Source organism: Alphaproteobacteria bacterium (genome assembly GCA_035625915.1).
Lineage (GTDB): Bacteria > Pseudomonadota > Alphaproteobacteria > JACZXZ01 > JACZXZ01 > DATDHA01.
In genome coordinates this window covers 1-15903 of the sequence record DASPOR010000117.1, presented here as the reverse complement: position 1 = coordinate 15903, position 15903 = coordinate 1, and the positions used below count along the sequence as shown (strand labels likewise).

Below are 15903 nucleotides of genomic sequence, written 5' to 3'. Positions count from 1 at the left end.
TATTTAGCGCAACCGCTTTGTCAGTCTGGCTAGAAGTGACGATGGTGGCAATAATCGGAATGGCGCCGCCTTCGTTCGACAATAGTGGAATGCGATCGCGTGGTCATCAGAGTCCGTCTTCAATTTTATTTACATTAGCGTTCACCCGACTTGGCGGCGGTACCTTTTTAGTCCGGCCATCGTCGGTGTAGCCAAAGCCACTGTCCGGGGTATTCGCGAACCCAGCCTTCGATGATCGCGTTCACGCGAATCATGAGCGCCAGTGTGTCGTGCGCGCGGTCGCCGGTTTTGACGATTTCGAGCGGGGGATAGATGAACAAGCGAAAATGGGCGCCGTTCAAGCGAACGACCCGGGCCGGAATGACGGGGCAATCGAACTTGAGGGCGAGCTGGGCCAATGAGGGTGCGGTCATCGCCGGCCGGCCGAAGAAGGGTACTGGAATGCCGTTATTGAGTTTCTGGTCGACGAGTATGCCGAGATGCCCGCCCTTGCGCATCATTGCGATAGTGCGCCGAGCACCCTCCTCACCCTTGGGCAAGAGTTCACCTGTAATCTTGCGGCGCGTCCAGCGAGCGAGTCGGTCGACCAGCGGATTGTTGGGGGCACGGTAGATACGTATGAGCGGGAGGTCGCGCTGCGTAGCCCCCATCGAGGCGATTTCCCAATTGCCAATGTGTGCCGAGAAAAAGATGCCGGGCTTGCCGTCATCGCGAAGGTGGTCGAGATATTCGGGATTGATCACCTCGACACGGCTACCCGGCTCATAGAGCCGTATTCCACCGAGATGGGGATATTCGCCGAACATGCGGCCGAGGTTTTCCCACATATCGACGAAGATCTTGCGGATTTCGGCATCCGATTTCTCCGGATAGGCGGCGCGAAGGTTCCTTTTGGCATAGCGCGATACTGGCAGAAATCGCCCATACGTTCGGCAAAGATGGCCACCCAACGCCGACGCCCAGTCAAGCGGCATGAGGCGGAACATGGCAAACGCCGCGAGAAGGGCGACGCCCTCGATCCAGTGCACGACCGTACCGAGCGCTCTCGAGACAGGTGTCCGCCACTCAAGCATGGGGCCTCAGGCCATCGGCCCTGAGGAAAGGGCTAAGGAGGCGCTCGAGCGCCTCCTCATCGCTCCACTCGATATGGACCGGCACCGCCGTCGCCATCGGTCGCGCTTCCAGTGGAAAACGAACAAAGTCCTTCTCCGTCGTTACGAGTTGTGCCTCCAAAACCTGTGCCTCCTCGACGAGCCGCATGATCTCATCGGCATGGTAGGCATGATGATCGTCGAAGGCGACGCGTTTCACGACTGTGGTCCCGAGTCCTTCGAGCGTTGCGAAGAATTTTGAAGGCCGTCCGATTCCGGCGACGGCCAGCACGCGTTTGCCCGCGAGTGCACTTGCCGACGGGTTGGGAACGAGTCGTGCTTCGAGCATGGGAAGACGGCTCGCGAAAACGCGAGAGAGGCCGGTTGCGTCGGCGCCGATCATCACGGCGGCGTCGACACGCGTCAGGCCGTGCGCCACGCTTTCACGCAAAGGCCCCGCCGGAAAAACGCGCCCATTTCCGATACCGTATCCGCCATCGACGACGACCAGTGAAAGGTCCTTGGCCAAAGTAGGATTCTGCAAACCGTCATCCATGACGAGAAGATCCGCCCCCGCGTCGCATGCCGCGAGCCCGCTTGCAATGCGATTGCCGCCGATCCAGGTCGGAGCGATCGCTGCGAGCAGAAGCGATTCATCGCCAACGTCGCGAAAACCATGGCGATCGGGATCGACCCGAAGCGGGCCGGCGGCGCGCGCGCGATAGCCCCGGGTCAGGATGTGAGGTGTTTTGCCGCGCGCGAGAAACCAACGCGCAATGGCGATTGCCGTTGGTGTCTTTCCGGCCCCGCCCGCCGTCAGGTTGCCTATACAAATGACGCTCCGCGGGAGCCTTTGAGCCCTCGTCAAAGCGGAACGGAGCTGCCCAGCCGTGTCGTAGAGCGCGCCAAACGGTGCAAGCATGGCGCCGACCGCACTCTCCGGACGGTGCCAGAAATCAGGCGCGCGCACGGCCAACGACATTCGCGGCCGAATTCGGCGTCCGGGCAAGGACCTCGAGTTCCGGGGCGAGTGCGGCCATCACGTCGTTGAGCACGCCCCGGCCGGCCTCGACTGTGCGCTTTGCCGCGGCACCACGCTTGGCGCGGGCAGTCTCGTCAACGAGAAGCGCGCCGATTGCTTCGGCAAGCTCGCTGGCGTCGCGCACCTCCTGCGCAGCACCTGCGGCCGACAAATCGGCGGCGATCGCGAGAAAGTTATGCACGTGCGGACCGTAGAGTAGTGCGCAACCGAATTGCGCCGGTTCGAGCATGTTCTGCCCGCCATGGCGTACGAGCGAGCCGCCTACGAAAACGATCTGGGTAAGACGATAGAATATGCCAAGCTCGCCCATCGTGTCGGCAAGGTAGATATCGGTGTTGGGTGCGAAGGGTTCGCCGGTAGAGCGTTGCGTCACCACGAGGCCGTCGGCGCGCAAGATAGCGGCAAATTCAGTGCCGCGTCCCGCATGGCGCGGCACCAGGATGGTGAGCAGTCCGGGATGCCGTACCTTGAGCAGGCGATGAGTCGCGGCGACCGCGCTCTCCTCACCGGGATGGATGCTCGCCGCAAGCCAAGAGGGCCGGTCGCCAATTTCGACCGCAAGACGCTTGAGTTCCGCCGTACCGGCCGGCAGCGGGTCCGCGTCATATTTGAGCGAACCCGTTACCGCGACTTGGCGCGCGCCGAGGGCGCGGTAGCGTTCGCCATCCGCCTCGGACTGTGCAAGGACTTGCTGAAAGCATCCAAGCAACTCGTGCGCGGCACCCTGCACCAAGCGCCAGTTGGCGAAAGAGCGCGCGGTCATACGCGCATTGATCAACACCATCGGTATATTTCGCGCCGCCGTCTCGATCACGAGGTTCGGCCACAGCTCACTTTCGATCCAAAGCCCGATATCGGGTTGCCAATGATCGAGAAACCGGCGCACCCACGCGGGGTGATCCGCAGGTACGTACTGGTGAATGGCGCGCCCCGGCAAACGACTGGCAAGAAGCCGCGCCGAGGTCACAGTACCCGTGGTGACGAGCGAGGTGGCACCCTCTTCCCGGGAGAGAATACGCGCGACGAGGGCGAGGGCCGATTGCGCCTCGCCCACGCTGGCGCAGTGAATCCAAACGAGCGGCCCCGGCCGGCGCGATTGGGACGCCTTTCCCAGGCGTTCGGAAAATCGCCCCCGATCCTCTTTGCCACGCAGGCGGCGAAACCCGAGGTATCCAATGATCGCGGGCGCCGCCAAGACGGTAAATGCGCGATAAAGGTTGAGCGCGCTCACGCTCGCTGCCCGCCGGCAACCGCATAGGATGCCGCCTTATCCCGCGGCTGGGTGGGGTCGGGTTCGATCGGCATCTCGCCGCACAGAAGATCGGCCTCGCGCGTGAGCGCGTTGAGACGGTCCTCGACAAGCCGGCGCGCTGTCTCGAGCGCCCGGTCACCTCCCCGGCGCGATACGTCGATGGGCTCGCCCCATACGAACACACCTCGCGTGAACGGAAACGCGAGGACGAAACGGTCCCAGCTCCGCAAAACGCGCCGGCGGCGCACGGCATAGGCACAGGGAAGTATCGGTACGCCTGAAAGCTTTGCCGCACTGACGACACCGGCGCTCGCGCGCATACGGGGCCCGCGGGGGCCATCGGGCGTGAATCCGGCGCATTCGCCTGCCTTTAGCACCCTGAGGATCGCCCGCAGGGCTGCTGTCCCTCCCTTCGAGGAGGAGCCAGCTACCGTGTGGATGCCGAAATGCTTGACCGTGTGCGCGATCAGCTGCCCGTCAGCGTGCTGGGAAATCAGCATATTGATGCGTACCCGCGGATTCCAGCAATAGGGCATCATGAGCAGCCGGCCATGCCAAAAGGCGAGAATGAAAGGCTTGCCTTCGGCCCACAGCCTTTGTGGCGCTGCGCCGCCGTGTACCTCCCACCGGCTCGTCAGATGCACGAATCGGATATAGCGGGCGACTGCCCAACAAAGTCCGCGCCGCACCGCATCCGATCGCGCGAGCTTCTTGAGGGGGTGCATGGCTCAAGCTCGAGCACGTGCTCCGCGCATATCCGGCGCGGGAACTTCGGAGACCGTGCCTTCCTCCGCCATCTGGAGGGCATAAAGCCGCGCATAGATGCCCTTGCGTGCAAGCAGCTCGGCGTGATTGCCGGCTTCCATGACCCGGCCATCGTCGATCACATAAATGAGGTCGGCATCGACCACGGTCGAAAGGCGATGGGCGACGACGAGCGTGGTGCGCCCCCGCATGAGCTCGGCGAGGGCTGCCTGCACCGCGCGCTCCGTCTCGGTATCGAGTGCCGAAGTCGCCTCGTCGAGCAGCAGAATGGGCGCTCCCTTGAGCATCGCGCGAGCGATCGCGATGCGTTGGCGCTGACCGCCGGAAAGGCGAGCGCCGTGTCCGCCGACCTGTGTTTCGTATCCCTTGGGGAGTTGGACAATGAAGTCATGAGCGCCGGCCATGCGCGCCGCCCGCTCGATCTCCGCCTGGCCCGAGTCCGGCTTGCCATAGGCAATGTTCGCGACCACCGTGTCGTCGAAGAGCGAGATCTCCTGGGAGACGAGGCCGATATTGGCGCGCAAGGAGGTGAGGGTCACATCTCGCACGTCGGCGCCGTCGATGGTAACGCGGCCCGCCCCCACGTCGTAGAAGCGCGGAATGAGGTTGAGAATGGTCGACTTGCCGGCCCCGGATGGGCCGACGAGCGCCACGGTCTTTCCCGCCGGCACTTCGAGCGTGAGGTCGTGAAGGGCGGTGTGGCCTTGCCCATAGCCGAAGCGCACACGCTCGAATTGGATGACCCCCCTTTCGACCTTGAGCGTGCCAGCACCCGGACGATCGACGATCGTGGCCTTCTCGTCGAGAAGCGTGAAGATACGCTGTGCCGAGGCCAGGCCTTCCTGGAGGCTTGCGTTCAAGTTGGCGAGGCGCTTCAACGGCTCGTAGGCGAGGAGGAGTGCCGTCACGAACGAGAAGAAGGCGCCCGGCGTGCGCACGCTGTGGATGACTTGATAGCCGCCGTAGAAGATCACGGCGACGATCGCAAAGCCGCCCAGCATTTCCATGATCGGCGAGGAGGCATTGCGCGTGCGCGCTGCCTTCTGCGCGAGTTGGAAGAGGCGCTCGACGAGTGCATTGGCACGCGAGGCCTCATAATGCTCCATCCCGTATGCTTTTACGTGGCGCGCACCTTGGAAACTCTCCTCGAGGATCGTCGTGAATTGGCCGTATTCCGCCTGAGTGTTTGCAGAAACCTTGCGCATGCGTCGACCCAGCCGGACGATCGGCCAGATGGCAGTCGGGAATGCGAAGAATGAAACGAGCGCGAGCACCCAGTCCTGGTAGAACATGACGCCGATGAGCGAGACAAGCGTAAGCGTATCCTTGCCGATGCCGGTGAGCGCATTCGACACTGCGCCACGCAGCATGTTCGCGTCGTTCGTGAAGCGCGAAATCAAGGTGCCCGTCGAATTCGAATGGAAAAACGCCAGATCGGCGCCGATCACGTGCTCGAACATCTTGCGCTGTACGTCGGCAATGATGCGCATCCCGACGTAGTTCATGGTCACGCCCTGGCCGTACGTGGCGAGACCCTTGACCGCGAACACGACGAGAATGAGGACTGCGATCTGGTTGAGCCGGACGACGTTGGCCGACTTGAACACTTCGTCGAGGATCGGCTCCATCAATTTGGCCATAGCACCCGTCATCGCGGCAGCAATAGCCATGCAGACGAGCGAGAAGATAAGCCGTGGCACCAGTGGCCGGATGTGATCGCGCGCAAGACGCGTGACCAGAGAAACCGTCGTCGAGTCCAGCCGATATTTCAATTTCGCTTTTTTAGCCAAGGATCTGTATCCCCAAAACCAACCAGCGGCGGCCCCGGGGGGCGTCCGACGGCGCGACCATAGCATGGGCCGCGCGGAAGGGCCATTTGCCTCAATCGGCACGGATTTTCAAGCCCTGCCGACGCGTTTATTCGATTGGTCGAAGACGCGTCGCTCCGGCCGGAGCCGTGTTTTCGGCCGCAGCAAAAGCTGTTCCACAGGTTTTACCGATTTGGCGTGATCTGACGGTGGCGAAAGGGCGCACCCGCGAATATACATCTCCCGACGTATTTTTCCGGGCTCGTGGGCAATCGCCGCGTTGCGACCCGTTTTTTGTCGTTAGTCGCCTGTGGCAAGTGCGAGATCGTTCTGGGAGGCAGGGTAGAGATTTTCGAGGAACTGGCGCGCGCACGCCTCCCAGGAGAATTGTTGCGCGTAGGCGACGCAGCGCTCAGGCGGAATCTCAAGGGCCGCTCGGCATGCCTTGGCAAGATCCTCGTCGAGGATGCCGGTTCGCGAGCCGCCGATAACATCGACCGGGCCGGCAACTGGCAAGGCCGCGACGGGAAGCCCCGAAGCGAGTGCTTCGAGGATCACAAGGCCGAAGGTGTCGGTACGGCTCGGGAAGACGAAGACGTCGCTCGCACTATAAAACCGGGCCAACTCCTCGCCGCGCTTGGCGCCGGCGAAGCGAACGTAGGGGTATTTGTTCTTGAGTTCGGCGAGTTGCGGGCCGTCCCCGACCACGAGCTTGGTGCCATCGAGCGGCAGAGCAAGGAAGGCTTCGATGTTTTTTTCGACCGCGACGCGGCCCACATTGAGCCAGATCGGGCGTGGAAGGTGATCGAGGAAGCTCTTGTCACGGGGCCGAAAGAGGTGCGTATCGACGCCGCGATTCCAGCTCCGAATATTCTCGAAGCCACGTTCCGCCAGTTCGCGATGAAGCGTCGGGGTCGCCACCATGACGGCGGCGCCCGAATTGTGGAAACGCCGCAACCAGGCATAGAGCCACCCGACCGGAATGTGAATTCGCGCATTCACGTATTCGGGAAATCTTGTGTGGAACGAGGTCGTGAAAGGAAGGCCGCGGCGGAGGCAGATGCGCCGTGCGGCGATTCCGAGAGGTCCTTCAGTTGCAATGTGTATTGCACCGGTCGCGTATTCGTCGAGAACCCGGGCGACGCGCCGGCCCGGGAAAAGACTCAACCTGATCTCCGGGTAGGTCGGGCAGGGGAGTGTGGCAAAACCTTGGGGCGTGAGAAGGTGAACTGCATGGGCTTGCTGGCGAAGGATGGCTGCAACGGTGTCGAGTGTGCGCACCACCCCGTTCACCTGCGGGTACCAGGCGTCGGTGACCAACAATATTCGCATTACTCCGCCGCGTGATAGAGAACGAGCTCCTTGGCTCGGGTCCAATCGATGATTTCGAGTTGGCCCGAAGGATGCTCCACGAGGGCCGTGCAGCTTTCGACCCAGTCGCCATCGTTGCAGTAAAGCACACCATCGATGACGCGCATCTCGGCCTTGTGGATATGGCCGCAGACCACGCCATCGGCGCCGCGACGCCGCGCCTCCTGCGCCACCGCCGTCTCGAAGTTCGAAACATATTCGACCGCGTTCTTGACCTTGTTCTTAAGATAAGCGGAGAGCGACCAATAGGGATAGCCGAGCTTCCGGCGAACGTGGTTGAACCAGTGATTCAACGTGAGGCATGCGGCGTACGCACCGTCGCCGAGTAGGGCGAGCCACTTTGCGTACTTGACCACGCCGTCGAACTCGTCGCCGTGCAGGATCAAGAGCCGCTTGCCGTCCGCGGTTTCGTGAATATGGTCTTCCAGGACTTGGATGCCGCCAAGCACGAGGCCGACATAGTCGCGCAAAACCTCGTCGTGATTGCCGGGGATGTAAATGACTTTCGTTCCCTTGCGTGCCTTGCGCAGGATTTTCTGGATCACGTCGTTGTGAGTCTGCGCCCAGTACCAGGAGCGTCTAAGGCGCCACCCGTCGACGATATCGCCCACGAGGTAGAGCATGTCGCACTCGGTATGCTTGAGGAAGTCGAGGAGGAACTCAGCCTTGCAGCCACGCGTACCGAGATGGATATCCGAAATCCAGATGGTTCGGAAATGCTGTGCTCTACTCATCCGCCCATGCCTAAGCGTGCCCGAAAAGAACCGATTCGCGATTTGAAAGACTACATCAATATATAGAGCAAGACAATAATAGTCATACAAACTATATGACAATATGTGTAAAAAATTGTACATAAAACTGTCACTTCACGAATTTTCAAGGATCATCTTTAATAAAAGCGACATCGATCTTTCCTTTTCGTCCGGACGAGGTTCCCCGAACTTGCCGATCGATCCTTTGAGGCCGCGCCGCCTGCTTGTCATTTACAATCCGGCGGCCGGTTGGCGCCGGCGCCGGCAATTTGCTCGGGTGATCGCACTTCTCGAAAAACTCGGGTGTGCGGTCACGGTGGTGCGGACGCGCGAGCGGGGCGATGCCGAGCGACTTGCTCGCGTGGCCGAGCCCGGGCGCTACGACTTGGTCGTGGCGGCGGGGGGTGACGGTACGATCAACGAGGTCATAAACGGATTGGCCGAGAGTGCCCTGCCGCTCGCACTTCTACCCCTCGGCACGGCAAATGTGCTGGCGGCCGAAGTGGGTCTCGACGGCGATGCATACGCGATCGCCGAGGCGATAGCGTTCCGACCGCCGCGTCCCATCTTCTTGGGGACCGCGAACGGGCGGCGTTTCGCGCTCATGGTCGGCGTCGGATTCGACGCCCGTGTCGTCGAGGAACTCGATCTCAAGCTCAAGCGGCTGATCGGCAAAGCCGCCTATGCGCTTTCTGCACTCGGCCAGCTCATGTCCTATCGCTCGCAACGTTACCAAGTCGAGATCGGCCACGAGCGCTTCAGCGCTGCTGCGATCGTCGTCGCCAAGGGACATTATTATGGTGGGCGTTTCGTGATCGCAGCACGCGCGCGCCTCGAGGACCCGCAACTTCATGTGGCGATCTTCGAGCGGCCGGGGCGCTGGAACCTCGTACGCTATGCCTGGGCGCTCATAACCGACAGGCTGGACCGGCTTCGCGACGTCGTCATCCTTCCGGCGACCAAGCTTACGGTTCACGGACCCGACGGCGAGGGGGTGCACGCCGACGGGGATCTGATCGCCTCGCTGCCATTATCGGTGGCGCTTGCCGAGCGACCCCTTGCGCTGGTGACCGCGGCCTAGTTTCGCAAATCCGGTTCTGCCAAGTTAGTCTCCGGACATGCCGCCGATCCAGCGATAGACGAGTCCTCCAAGCACCGCGCCCACAATAGGGGCAAGCCAGAACAGCCAAAGCTGATCGAGCGCCCAGCCGCCCACGAAGAGGGCTGGCCCCGTGCTGCGTGCGGGATTGACCGAGGTATTGGTGACGGGAATGCTGATCAAATGGATGAGCGTGAGACAGAGGCCGATCGGAATCGGCGCGAAGCCCTGGGGCACGCGTTTATGGACCGAACCCAGGATCACGAAAATGAATGCGAAGGTCATCGTGACTTCCGAGACGATGCATGCCGGCAAGGCGTAATGTCCCGGCGAATGATCGCCATAACCGTTCGCCGCGAATCCGGCGGATACGTCGAAGCCCGTCTTGCCGCTCGCGATCGCGTAGAGGATTGCAGCCCCTGCGATCCCACCCAGCACTTGGGCAATTACATAGGGAATGATCTCCCGGGCCGGAAAACGTCCTCCGGCCCAAAGGCCTACCGTCACGGCCGGATTGATGTGGCAGCCGGATATGTGGCCGATCGCGAAGGCCATCGTTAAAAGCGTCAGCCCGAAAGCGAAGGCGACGCCCAGGAGCCCGATGCCGACATTCGGAAATGCCGCTGCCAGCACGGCACTCCCACAACCTCCAAGAACGAGCCATGCGGTTCCTATGAACTCAGCGCCAAGTCGTCGCGTCATGTCCATGTCTGGCCCCCGTTGAAATTGGACACTCGATTTTTGCCGGCGACCCCCTGCACGGCATTCGCAAAGCACTTGATATTTGGCCTTCGATTGTGAGGATTTCGCCGCTGGAGTTCAATGCCGCCAGTGCGAGCCAAGGATAACGCGATCAAGCTCCCGCGATCGTCATTTCCGAGATACGCAATGTCGGCGCGTTCATGCCGTAGCGGAAGACGAGATCGCTCGCCGCCGTGAGGTTTAAAAGCATCTCCTTCAGATTCGAGGCAATGGTGATCTCGCTCACCGGATAGCCCAACGCGCCGTTCTCGATCCAATAGCCTGCAGCCCCTCGACTGTAGTCGCCGGTGACTCCGTTGACGCCGAAGCCGATCAGCTCGGTCACGTAGAGGCCGCTGCCCGTTTCCTTGATGAGCCCCGTCGCGGAGATTTTTCCCGGCTCGAGATAAAGATTGGTCGGTGCCGGCACCGGCGGCGAAGAGGTGCCGCGAGCGGCATGGCCGGTCGTGGTCAGGCCGAGCTGGCGTGCAGAACGCAGGTCGAGAAACCATGTCGTCAACACACCGTCTTCGACGACGGCACGGCGCTTCGTCGCAATGCCCTCGCCATCGAACGGCTTCGAGCGGAATCCGCGCGGGCGTAGCGGATCGTCGATCACGTTCATGCCGGAAGGCAGGATGCGCTTGCCCATCTTGTCCAAGAGGAAGCTGGTGCCGCGGGCGATGGCACTACCATCTATCGCGGCCGCGAGGTGGCCGAGGATCCTGTTGGAAACGCGCGGATCGAAGACGACCGGCGCCTTCGTCGTCTTTATCTTGCGCGGATTTAATCGCCGCACGGCTTTCTCCCCGGCACGCGTGCCGACGGCCGCCGCCGCTTCGAGGTCGCTCCCATAAACGGAGGAAGACGCATCGTAATCGCGTTCCATTCCAGTGCCCTGGCCCGCGAGCACGGCGGCGCCGACCGAATGCTCGGATGTGCGATAGTGGCCGGCAAAGCCGTTCGAGGCGGCGAGGGCCACGCTCACGGTAGACCATCCCGCGTCGGCCCCTTCGGAATTGGTAACACCCGGGACGGCCCGTGCCGCCGCCTCGCATTCGCGTGCGCGCTCGATGAGCGTTTCGGGCGACGGCTCGACTACGTCGCAGATGTCGAGGACGGGGATGTTCCGCGCAATCATCGCTTCGGGCGCCAATCCGCAGAAGGGGTCCTCCGGGACCACGCGGGCCATCGCGATGGCGCGTTCCACGAGCGCGTCGAGCGACTTGGCGTCGTGATCGGTCGTCGAAACCACGGCCTGGCGCGCGCCGATGAAAACGCGCAGGCCAAGGTCCCGGCTTTCCGACCGTTCGAGCTTCTCGACCTTGCCGAGCCGTTGGGTGTGACTCAATGACGCGCTTCGAACAAGGAGGCCGTCCGCCGCGTCGGCACCCGATTTCTTTGCCTGGGCGAGCAGCGCACTGAGTAGATCGAGGGCTTCGTCGTCGTGCACCATGGAATACTCCGCCGGAATAAGAGGTCACGGGAACGCGGCCGTTTATACTGAATAGGGGGCGTATAAGGCCAGTCGGACCTTCAAGCCATTTGGTGGACCAGCCATACGATCATCATGGCGAGGGCGGCCATGACCATGACATAGAACTGAAGCCGTGCTTCGCCGAAGCTCATCCGTTTGCCGGGTAATTCGGGCAATGCCGCGCCACGGTCCGTCTCCTGAGCACTGCGGCGTTCCGCCAAGCGCTCCGCCGCCACACGTCGCCTCAGGCCGGTATTCATTCGCCGACCGCGCCCCGCCCGGAGGCGGAGGACGATCAAAGCCGCCAACGCCACGAGAAGCACGTAACCGATGACGTTGCGGTACTCAAGAACCGCTTCCACCGGCGGTCACCTCCAAATCGGCTTGCCGCTGCCCGGCAGGCCGAGGGAGGGCCATTTGCGGGTCACGGTCTCCACGATGTCGTCCGACATGCGAATCTTGTCACCCCAAGTGCGCGTCGTCTCCGGCGACCATTTATTCGTGGCATCTAGGCCAATCTTGGAGCCGAGCCCAGACTCCGGCGAAGCGAAATCGAGATAATCGATCGGCGTGTTTTCGACGAGGGTGATATCGCGCGCGGGGTCCATTCGCGTCGACACCGCCCACATTACGTCTTTCCAGTTCCGCGCGTCGATGTCGTCGTCCACGACGATGACCCACTTTGTATACATGAACTGGCGCAGATAAGACCACACGCCCATCATGACCCGCTTCGCATGCCCTGGATACGCCTTCCTGATCGCGACCACGGCAATGCGATACGAGCAGCCCTCGGGGGGCAACCAAAAATCGACGATCTCCGGAAATTGCTGTTGGAGGAGAGGAATGAACACCTCGTTCAACGCTTCGCCGAGCACGGACGGCTCGTCGGGCGGGCGACCGGTGAAGGTAGACAGATAGATCGCGTCGGAACGCATCGTGATTGCGCTCACGGTGAAGACGGGAAAGCGCTCTATCGCGTTGTAATAGCCTGTGTGATCGCCATAGGGCCCTTCATCGCCGTAGCGGTCGAGCGAGACGTGCCCTTCAAGGACGATCTCCGCCTGTGCCGGCACCTTCAGGGGAACGGTCTTGCAGTCGACGAGCTCGACCTTTTGGCCGCGCAGGAGGCCGGCGAACTGGTATTCGCTCATGGTATCGGGCACGGGCGTCACGGCGGCGAGGATCGTGCCCGGATCCGCACCGATGACCGCAGCCGCGGGCAACGGTACCGCTCTACCCCCGGTTTCCTCGGCAGCCTTCCAACGCGCATGATGCTGGGCGCCGCCGCGATGCTTGAGCCATCGCATGAAGGTCGTTTTTCGACCGGTGAGCTGCATGCGATAGATGCCGAGGTTGTAATCGTCTTCGCGAGACTGGCCGGGGCCTTTCGTGACGACAATCGGCCACGTGATAAGCGGTGCCGGCTCGCCCGGCCAGCAGGTTTGGACGGGCAGGCGATGAAGGTCGATCTCGTCGCCTTGCAGAACGACGTCCTGGCAGGGCGCTCGCGAAACGGTCCGTGGCTTCATCGCCATCACCGTTCTGAGAAGCGGCAACATGTCGAATGCCTCGCGCCAGCCGCCTGGCGGCTCCGGTTGGCGCAGGAAGGCGAGTGTTTCGCCCAGGCGCCGTAGATCGCCCGGCGCACGATCCATGCCCCAAGCGACACGCTCGGTCGTTCCGAAGAGGTTGACGAGCACCGGCATCTCGAACCGCCTGCCCTCGGCCGTCGCCACGTTCTCGAACAGGACTGCCGGCCCCGCCTCGGCGAGGAGCCGAGTTTGAATTTCGGTCATCTCGAGGATGGGCGAAACGGGTGCACTGACCCGCACGAGCCGGCCGTCCCGCTCCAGCCGCGCCATGAAATCCCGGAGTGAGCCGTAGGGCATCCCGCGTCCCTCCGTCGGTTGTCTTGCTATCAACGCCTGCGCCCCGCTTTGCGTCAAGCGGGTCGCCGCGCGCTACTACACGGGTATGTGACAGACAGCTTCGATGCGGTTGCCGTCCGGGTCGCGCACAAATGCGGCGTAGTAGTCGGCGTGGTAGTCCTGGCGAAGCCCGGGCGCGCCATCGTCGTGACCCCCGGCCGCAAGGGCCGCGGCGTGAAAACGGTCGACCGCGGAACGGCTTTTGGCGCGAAATGCCCAGTGCCGGTGGTCCGCGACGACGCGGTCGCTCTGGAAGATCGAAATGTAGGGATCCTTGCTTGCCGGGCGATCGCGCACGCCATAGCCGATCGCGCGGTCGGTCCGGTAGACGCAGGGAAAATCGAGGGCAGCCATTACCGAGTCGTAGAATTTCTGCGCCGTGCCGAGATCGCGCACGGTGATGGAGACGTGATCGATCACGGTGCCTTACCGCCCGGCGGGCGAACCGAGTCGTCCGCTGGCATCAATTCGGCTTGACGATGAGGATGGCGCCATTCACGGCCGTGACGCGCACCGTGGTACCTGCGTCACTATTTGGCCCCTCGACGCGCCACTGCGTGTCGTCGATCCGCACGCGACCCCTGCCGTTCACGATTGGCTCGGCTAGGGTGAACTCGCGGCCGACATACTGCTCACCACGACGATTGAGGCGCGGGTCGTCCGTACCGACCGGCCGCCAGCGCAGATAAGCGCGCCAGCCCACAACGGTGACAAGCGACAGGATCGCAAAAACGACAATCTGCGCCTCGATCGAAATATCGCCGAAGGCGAGAAGAAGCAGGCCGACGATCCCCGCAGAGATGCCGGGCCAAAGGAATATTGCACCCGGCGCCATCGCCTCGAGCGCAAGCAGCAGGGCCCCGAGCACCCACCAATGCCAGAACTGGATGCTGGCGAAGGAATTCATCAGGTGCCCCCGCGCTTAGCACTTGCGTCGCGGATGAGCGCATCGATGCCGGCCACGAGCCCGGCCAGGCTCGTGACCTCGAGCGGCAGGAAGAACGTCTTCTGGTTGGGCGACTGGGCGAACTGGGCGAGCGCATCGACATATTTCTGCGCCACGAAATAGTTGATCGCCTGTACGTTTCCTTCCGCGATCGCGGACGAAACAAGCGAGGTCGCCTTGGCCTCGGCTTGCGCGGCGCGCTCGCGCGCTTCGGCGTCTCGAAAGGCAGCCTCACGGCGACCCTCGGCCTGGAGAATCGCGGCTTGCTTGGCCCCTTCCGCCTTGAGGATGGCGGACTGGCGCAGACCCTCCGCCTCGAGGACCGCGGCACGCTTGTCGCGCTCCGCCTTCATCTGGCGACCCATCGACTCCACGAGGTCCTTGGGTGGTGTGATGTCCTTGATCTCGACGCGGGTCACTTTTATGCCCCACGGCGTCGTCGCGTCGTCGACAACGGTCAGAAGTTGCGCGTTGATCCGGTCGCGTTGGGACAGGAGCTCGTCGAGGTCCATCGATCCCATCACCGTGCGGACGTTGGTCATGGTGAGGTTGAGAATCGCCACCTCGAGCCGGTTCACTTCATAGGCGGCCTTCGCCGCGTCGAGCACTTGGAAGAACACGATGCCATTTACCGTGACGACGGCGTTATCTTTCGTGATCACTTCCTGCGAGGGCACGTCGAGCACGGCTTCCATCATGTTCATCCGCGCGCCGATACGATCGATGAACGGCATGAGAAGGCTCAGGCCGGGACGGAGCGTGCGGGTATAACGGCCGAAGCGCTCGACCGTGTATTCGCGCCCTTGGGGTACCGTCACGACCCCCATAAACAACACCACGATCGCAAGGATGAGGAGGGCAATCGCGAAAAGTGCCGACCCAGCAAACATCCTGTACTCCTGTCACCTTGATCTTATTGCAAGTCCATCGAAGCTTCCCGACGGGCGGGAGAATAATCCGGCGATCCGAAATGATCCAGTCGCGCGACCATTGTTAAGTAATTACTTATTTAGAGCGAATTCGTTAATTAGCACTTAGAAGGCTTGCCAAATCCGGGCGATCGAACTTGAGTGCCACTGTTTCGGGCGCGCTTTTGCGCCGATTTAACCGGATGGGTCGTTTGCGATGAGAGAATTGCTGCGCTCCGCTGCCCTCGCCTTTTCCGCCGGCGCCATCGGCGGCTTGGTCAATCGCGGCGCACTGGTGTTGCTCGGCGTCATGGGTTTGATGGATCATCCCGACATTTCGAAAGAATGGCTCTATCAGGCGATCACGTGGGGCGGGCTCTGGGGTTTCCTTTTCCTTATCCCGTGGGGCGCACCTTGGTGGCTCCGCGGCCTCGTATTCGGCCTTGGGCCTTCGGCCGGCGTATGGTTCGTGATCTATCCGTTTTCGCTTGGTGCTGGTGTATTCGGACTCGATTGGGGTTTCACGGCAGCGCTCATTCCCCTCATCGCCAATAGTGCCTGGGGCATTGCTGCATCGGGTTGGCTCGGCATCCTCGGCGAGCGACGGGCGACGGGGTGACCGGTCATTCCGAGGCGTTAACGCGATAAATCGCGACCTCACGGCTCGCGCGGTCCTCGAGTTCGCAAGTGGTTGGAACGGTGTAACGTCGAAGCTCG

At 62.2% G+C, this 15903-nt stretch carries 16 protein-coding genes; 2 read left to right on the top strand and 14 right to left on the bottom strand.

Features of this window, described 5'->3' with window-relative positions:
- Positions 1–167 precede the first annotated feature (167 nt).
- The 7 genes from VEJ16_09350 to VEJ16_09320 form a co-directional block, all read right to left on the bottom strand.
- On the bottom strand, positions 168–1073 hold the full coding sequence (locus VEJ16_09350) for a lipid A biosynthesis lauroyl acyltransferase (GenBank protein ID HYB09864.1): 906 nt from the start codon (positions 1071–1073) through the stop codon (positions 168–170).
- Positions 1066–2061: a tetraacyldisaccharide 4'-kinase gene (lpxK, locus tag VEJ16_09345; protein HYB09863.1), complete on the bottom strand. Its 996-nt coding sequence runs from the start codon at positions 2059–2061 to the stop codon at positions 1066–1068. Before lpxK ends, VEJ16_09350 begins: the two co-directional genes overlap by 8 nt.
- Positions 2048–3364, bottom strand: a complete 1317-nt coding sequence (locus VEJ16_09340) for a 3-deoxy-D-manno-octulosonic acid transferase (GenBank protein HYB09862.1) — start codon at positions 3362–3364, stop codon at positions 2048–2050. Before VEJ16_09340 ends, lpxK begins: the two co-directional genes overlap by 14 nt.
- Complete coding sequence (locus tag VEJ16_09335; protein HYB09861.1) at positions 3361–4110, bottom strand: lysophospholipid acyltransferase family protein; 750 nt, start codon at positions 4108–4110, stop codon at positions 3361–3363. The genes VEJ16_09340 and VEJ16_09335 overlap by 4 nt, the downstream gene beginning before the upstream one ends.
- A gap of 3 nt (positions 4111–4113) precedes the next feature.
- Positions 4114–5940 carry an ABC transporter ATP-binding protein gene (locus VEJ16_09330; protein ID HYB09860.1) on the bottom strand — a complete coding sequence of 609 codons (1827 nt, stop codon included), beginning with the start codon at positions 5938–5940 and terminating at the stop codon, positions 4114–4116.
- Between the two features lie 318 nt (positions 5941–6258).
- Positions 6259–7290 (bottom strand): glycosyltransferase family 1 protein, encoded by a 1032-nt coding sequence (locus VEJ16_09325; GenBank protein HYB09859.1) that lies wholly within the window; start codon positions 7288–7290, stop codon positions 6259–6261.
- Complete coding sequence (locus VEJ16_09320; protein HYB09858.1) at positions 7290–8063, bottom strand: UDP-2,3-diacylglucosamine diphosphatase; 774 nt, start codon at positions 8061–8063, stop codon at positions 7290–7292. Before VEJ16_09320 ends, VEJ16_09325 begins: the two co-directional genes overlap by 1 nt.
- A gap of 211 nt (positions 8064–8274) precedes the next feature.
- Here VEJ16_09320 and VEJ16_09315 point away from each other — a divergent pair, with 211 nt between their 5' ends.
- On the top strand, positions 8275–9165 hold the full coding sequence (locus VEJ16_09315; protein ID HYB09857.1) for a YegS/Rv2252/BmrU family lipid kinase: 891 nt from the start codon (positions 8275–8277) through the stop codon (positions 9163–9165).
- Positions 9166–9189: 24 nt separating this feature from the next.
- On the opposite strand, the gene aqpZ is transcribed toward VEJ16_09315, so the two are convergent.
- The 7 genes from aqpZ to VEJ16_09280 form a co-directional block, all read right to left on the bottom strand.
- Entirely contained in the window at positions 9190–9891 is a 702-nt protein-coding gene (gene aqpZ, locus VEJ16_09310; protein HYB09856.1) for an aquaporin Z, read from the bottom strand.
- Positions 9892–10036: 145 nt separating this feature from the next.
- The gene (locus VEJ16_09305) at positions 10037–11380 is read right to left on the bottom strand and encodes a TldD/PmbA family protein (GenBank protein ID HYB09855.1); all 1344 of its coding nucleotides are present in this window, start codon (positions 11378–11380) and stop codon (positions 10037–10039) included.
- 80 nt (positions 11381–11460) lie between these two features.
- The gene (locus tag VEJ16_09300; protein HYB09854.1) at positions 11461–11763 is read right to left on the bottom strand and encodes a hypothetical protein; all 303 of its coding nucleotides are present in this window, start codon (positions 11761–11763) and stop codon (positions 11461–11463) included.
- Between the two features lie 6 nt (positions 11764–11769).
- Positions 11770–13293, bottom strand: a complete 1524-nt coding sequence (locus VEJ16_09295; GenBank protein ID HYB09853.1) for a UbiD family decarboxylase — start codon at positions 13291–13293, stop codon at positions 11770–11772.
- Positions 13294–13368: 75 nt separating this feature from the next.
- Complete coding sequence (locus tag VEJ16_09290) at positions 13369–13752, bottom strand: VOC family protein (protein ID HYB09852.1); 384 nt, start codon at positions 13750–13752, stop codon at positions 13369–13371.
- Positions 13753–13795: 43 nt separating this feature from the next.
- On the bottom strand, positions 13796–14239 hold the full coding sequence (locus VEJ16_09285) for an NfeD family protein (protein ID HYB09851.1): 444 nt from the start codon (positions 14237–14239) through the stop codon (positions 13796–13798).
- The gene (locus VEJ16_09280) at positions 14239–15168 is read right to left on the bottom strand and encodes an SPFH domain-containing protein (protein ID HYB09850.1); all 930 of its coding nucleotides are present in this window, start codon (positions 15166–15168) and stop codon (positions 14239–14241) included. The genes VEJ16_09285 and VEJ16_09280 overlap by 1 nt, the downstream gene beginning before the upstream one ends.
- A 235-nt stretch (positions 15169–15403) precedes the next feature.
- Between VEJ16_09280 and VEJ16_09275 the strand changes: the two genes are divergently transcribed.
- Entirely contained in the window at positions 15404–15805 is a 402-nt protein-coding gene (locus tag VEJ16_09275) for a hypothetical protein (protein HYB09849.1), read from the top strand.
- Positions 15806–15903 lie beyond the last annotated feature (98 nt).

Excerpts from the sequence above, each read along its gene's own strand:
- VEJ16_09350 (HYB09864.1), bottom strand. The coding sequence starts at position 1,073 with ATGCTTGAGTGGCGGACACCTGTCTCGAGAGCGCTCGGTACGGTCGTG.
- VEJ16_09335 (HYB09861.1), bottom strand. The coding sequence starts at position 4,110 with ATGCACCCCCTCAAGAAGCTCGCGCGATCGGATGCGGTGCGGCGCGGA.
- VEJ16_09325 (HYB09859.1), bottom strand. The coding sequence starts at position 7,290 with ATGCGAATATTGTTGGTCACCGACGCCTGGTACCCGCAGGTGAACGGG.
- VEJ16_09320 (HYB09858.1), bottom strand. The coding sequence starts at position 8,063 with ATGAGTAGAGCACAGCATTTCCGAACCATCTGGATTTCGGATATCCAT.
- aqpZ (HYB09856.1), bottom strand. The coding sequence starts at position 9,891 with ATGGACATGACGCGACGACTTGGCGCTGAGTTCATAGGAACCGCATGG.
- VEJ16_09305 (HYB09855.1), bottom strand. The coding sequence starts at position 11,380 with ATGGTGCACGACGACGAAGCCCTCGATCTACTCAGTGCGCTGCTCGCC.
- VEJ16_09295 (HYB09853.1), bottom strand. The coding sequence starts at position 13,293 with ATGCCCTACGGCTCACTCCGGGATTTCATGGCGCGGCTGGAGCGGGAC.
- VEJ16_09285 (HYB09851.1), bottom strand. The coding sequence starts at position 14,239 with ATGAATTCCTTCGCCAGCATCCAGTTCTGGCATTGGTGGGTGCTCGGG.
- VEJ16_09280 (HYB09850.1), bottom strand. The coding sequence starts at position 15,168 with ATGTTTGCTGGGTCGGCACTTTTCGCGATTGCCCTCCTCATCCTTGCG.
- VEJ16_09275 (HYB09849.1), top strand. The coding sequence starts at position 15,404 with ATGAGAGAATTGCTGCGCTCCGCTGCCCTCGCCTTTTCCGCCGGCGCC.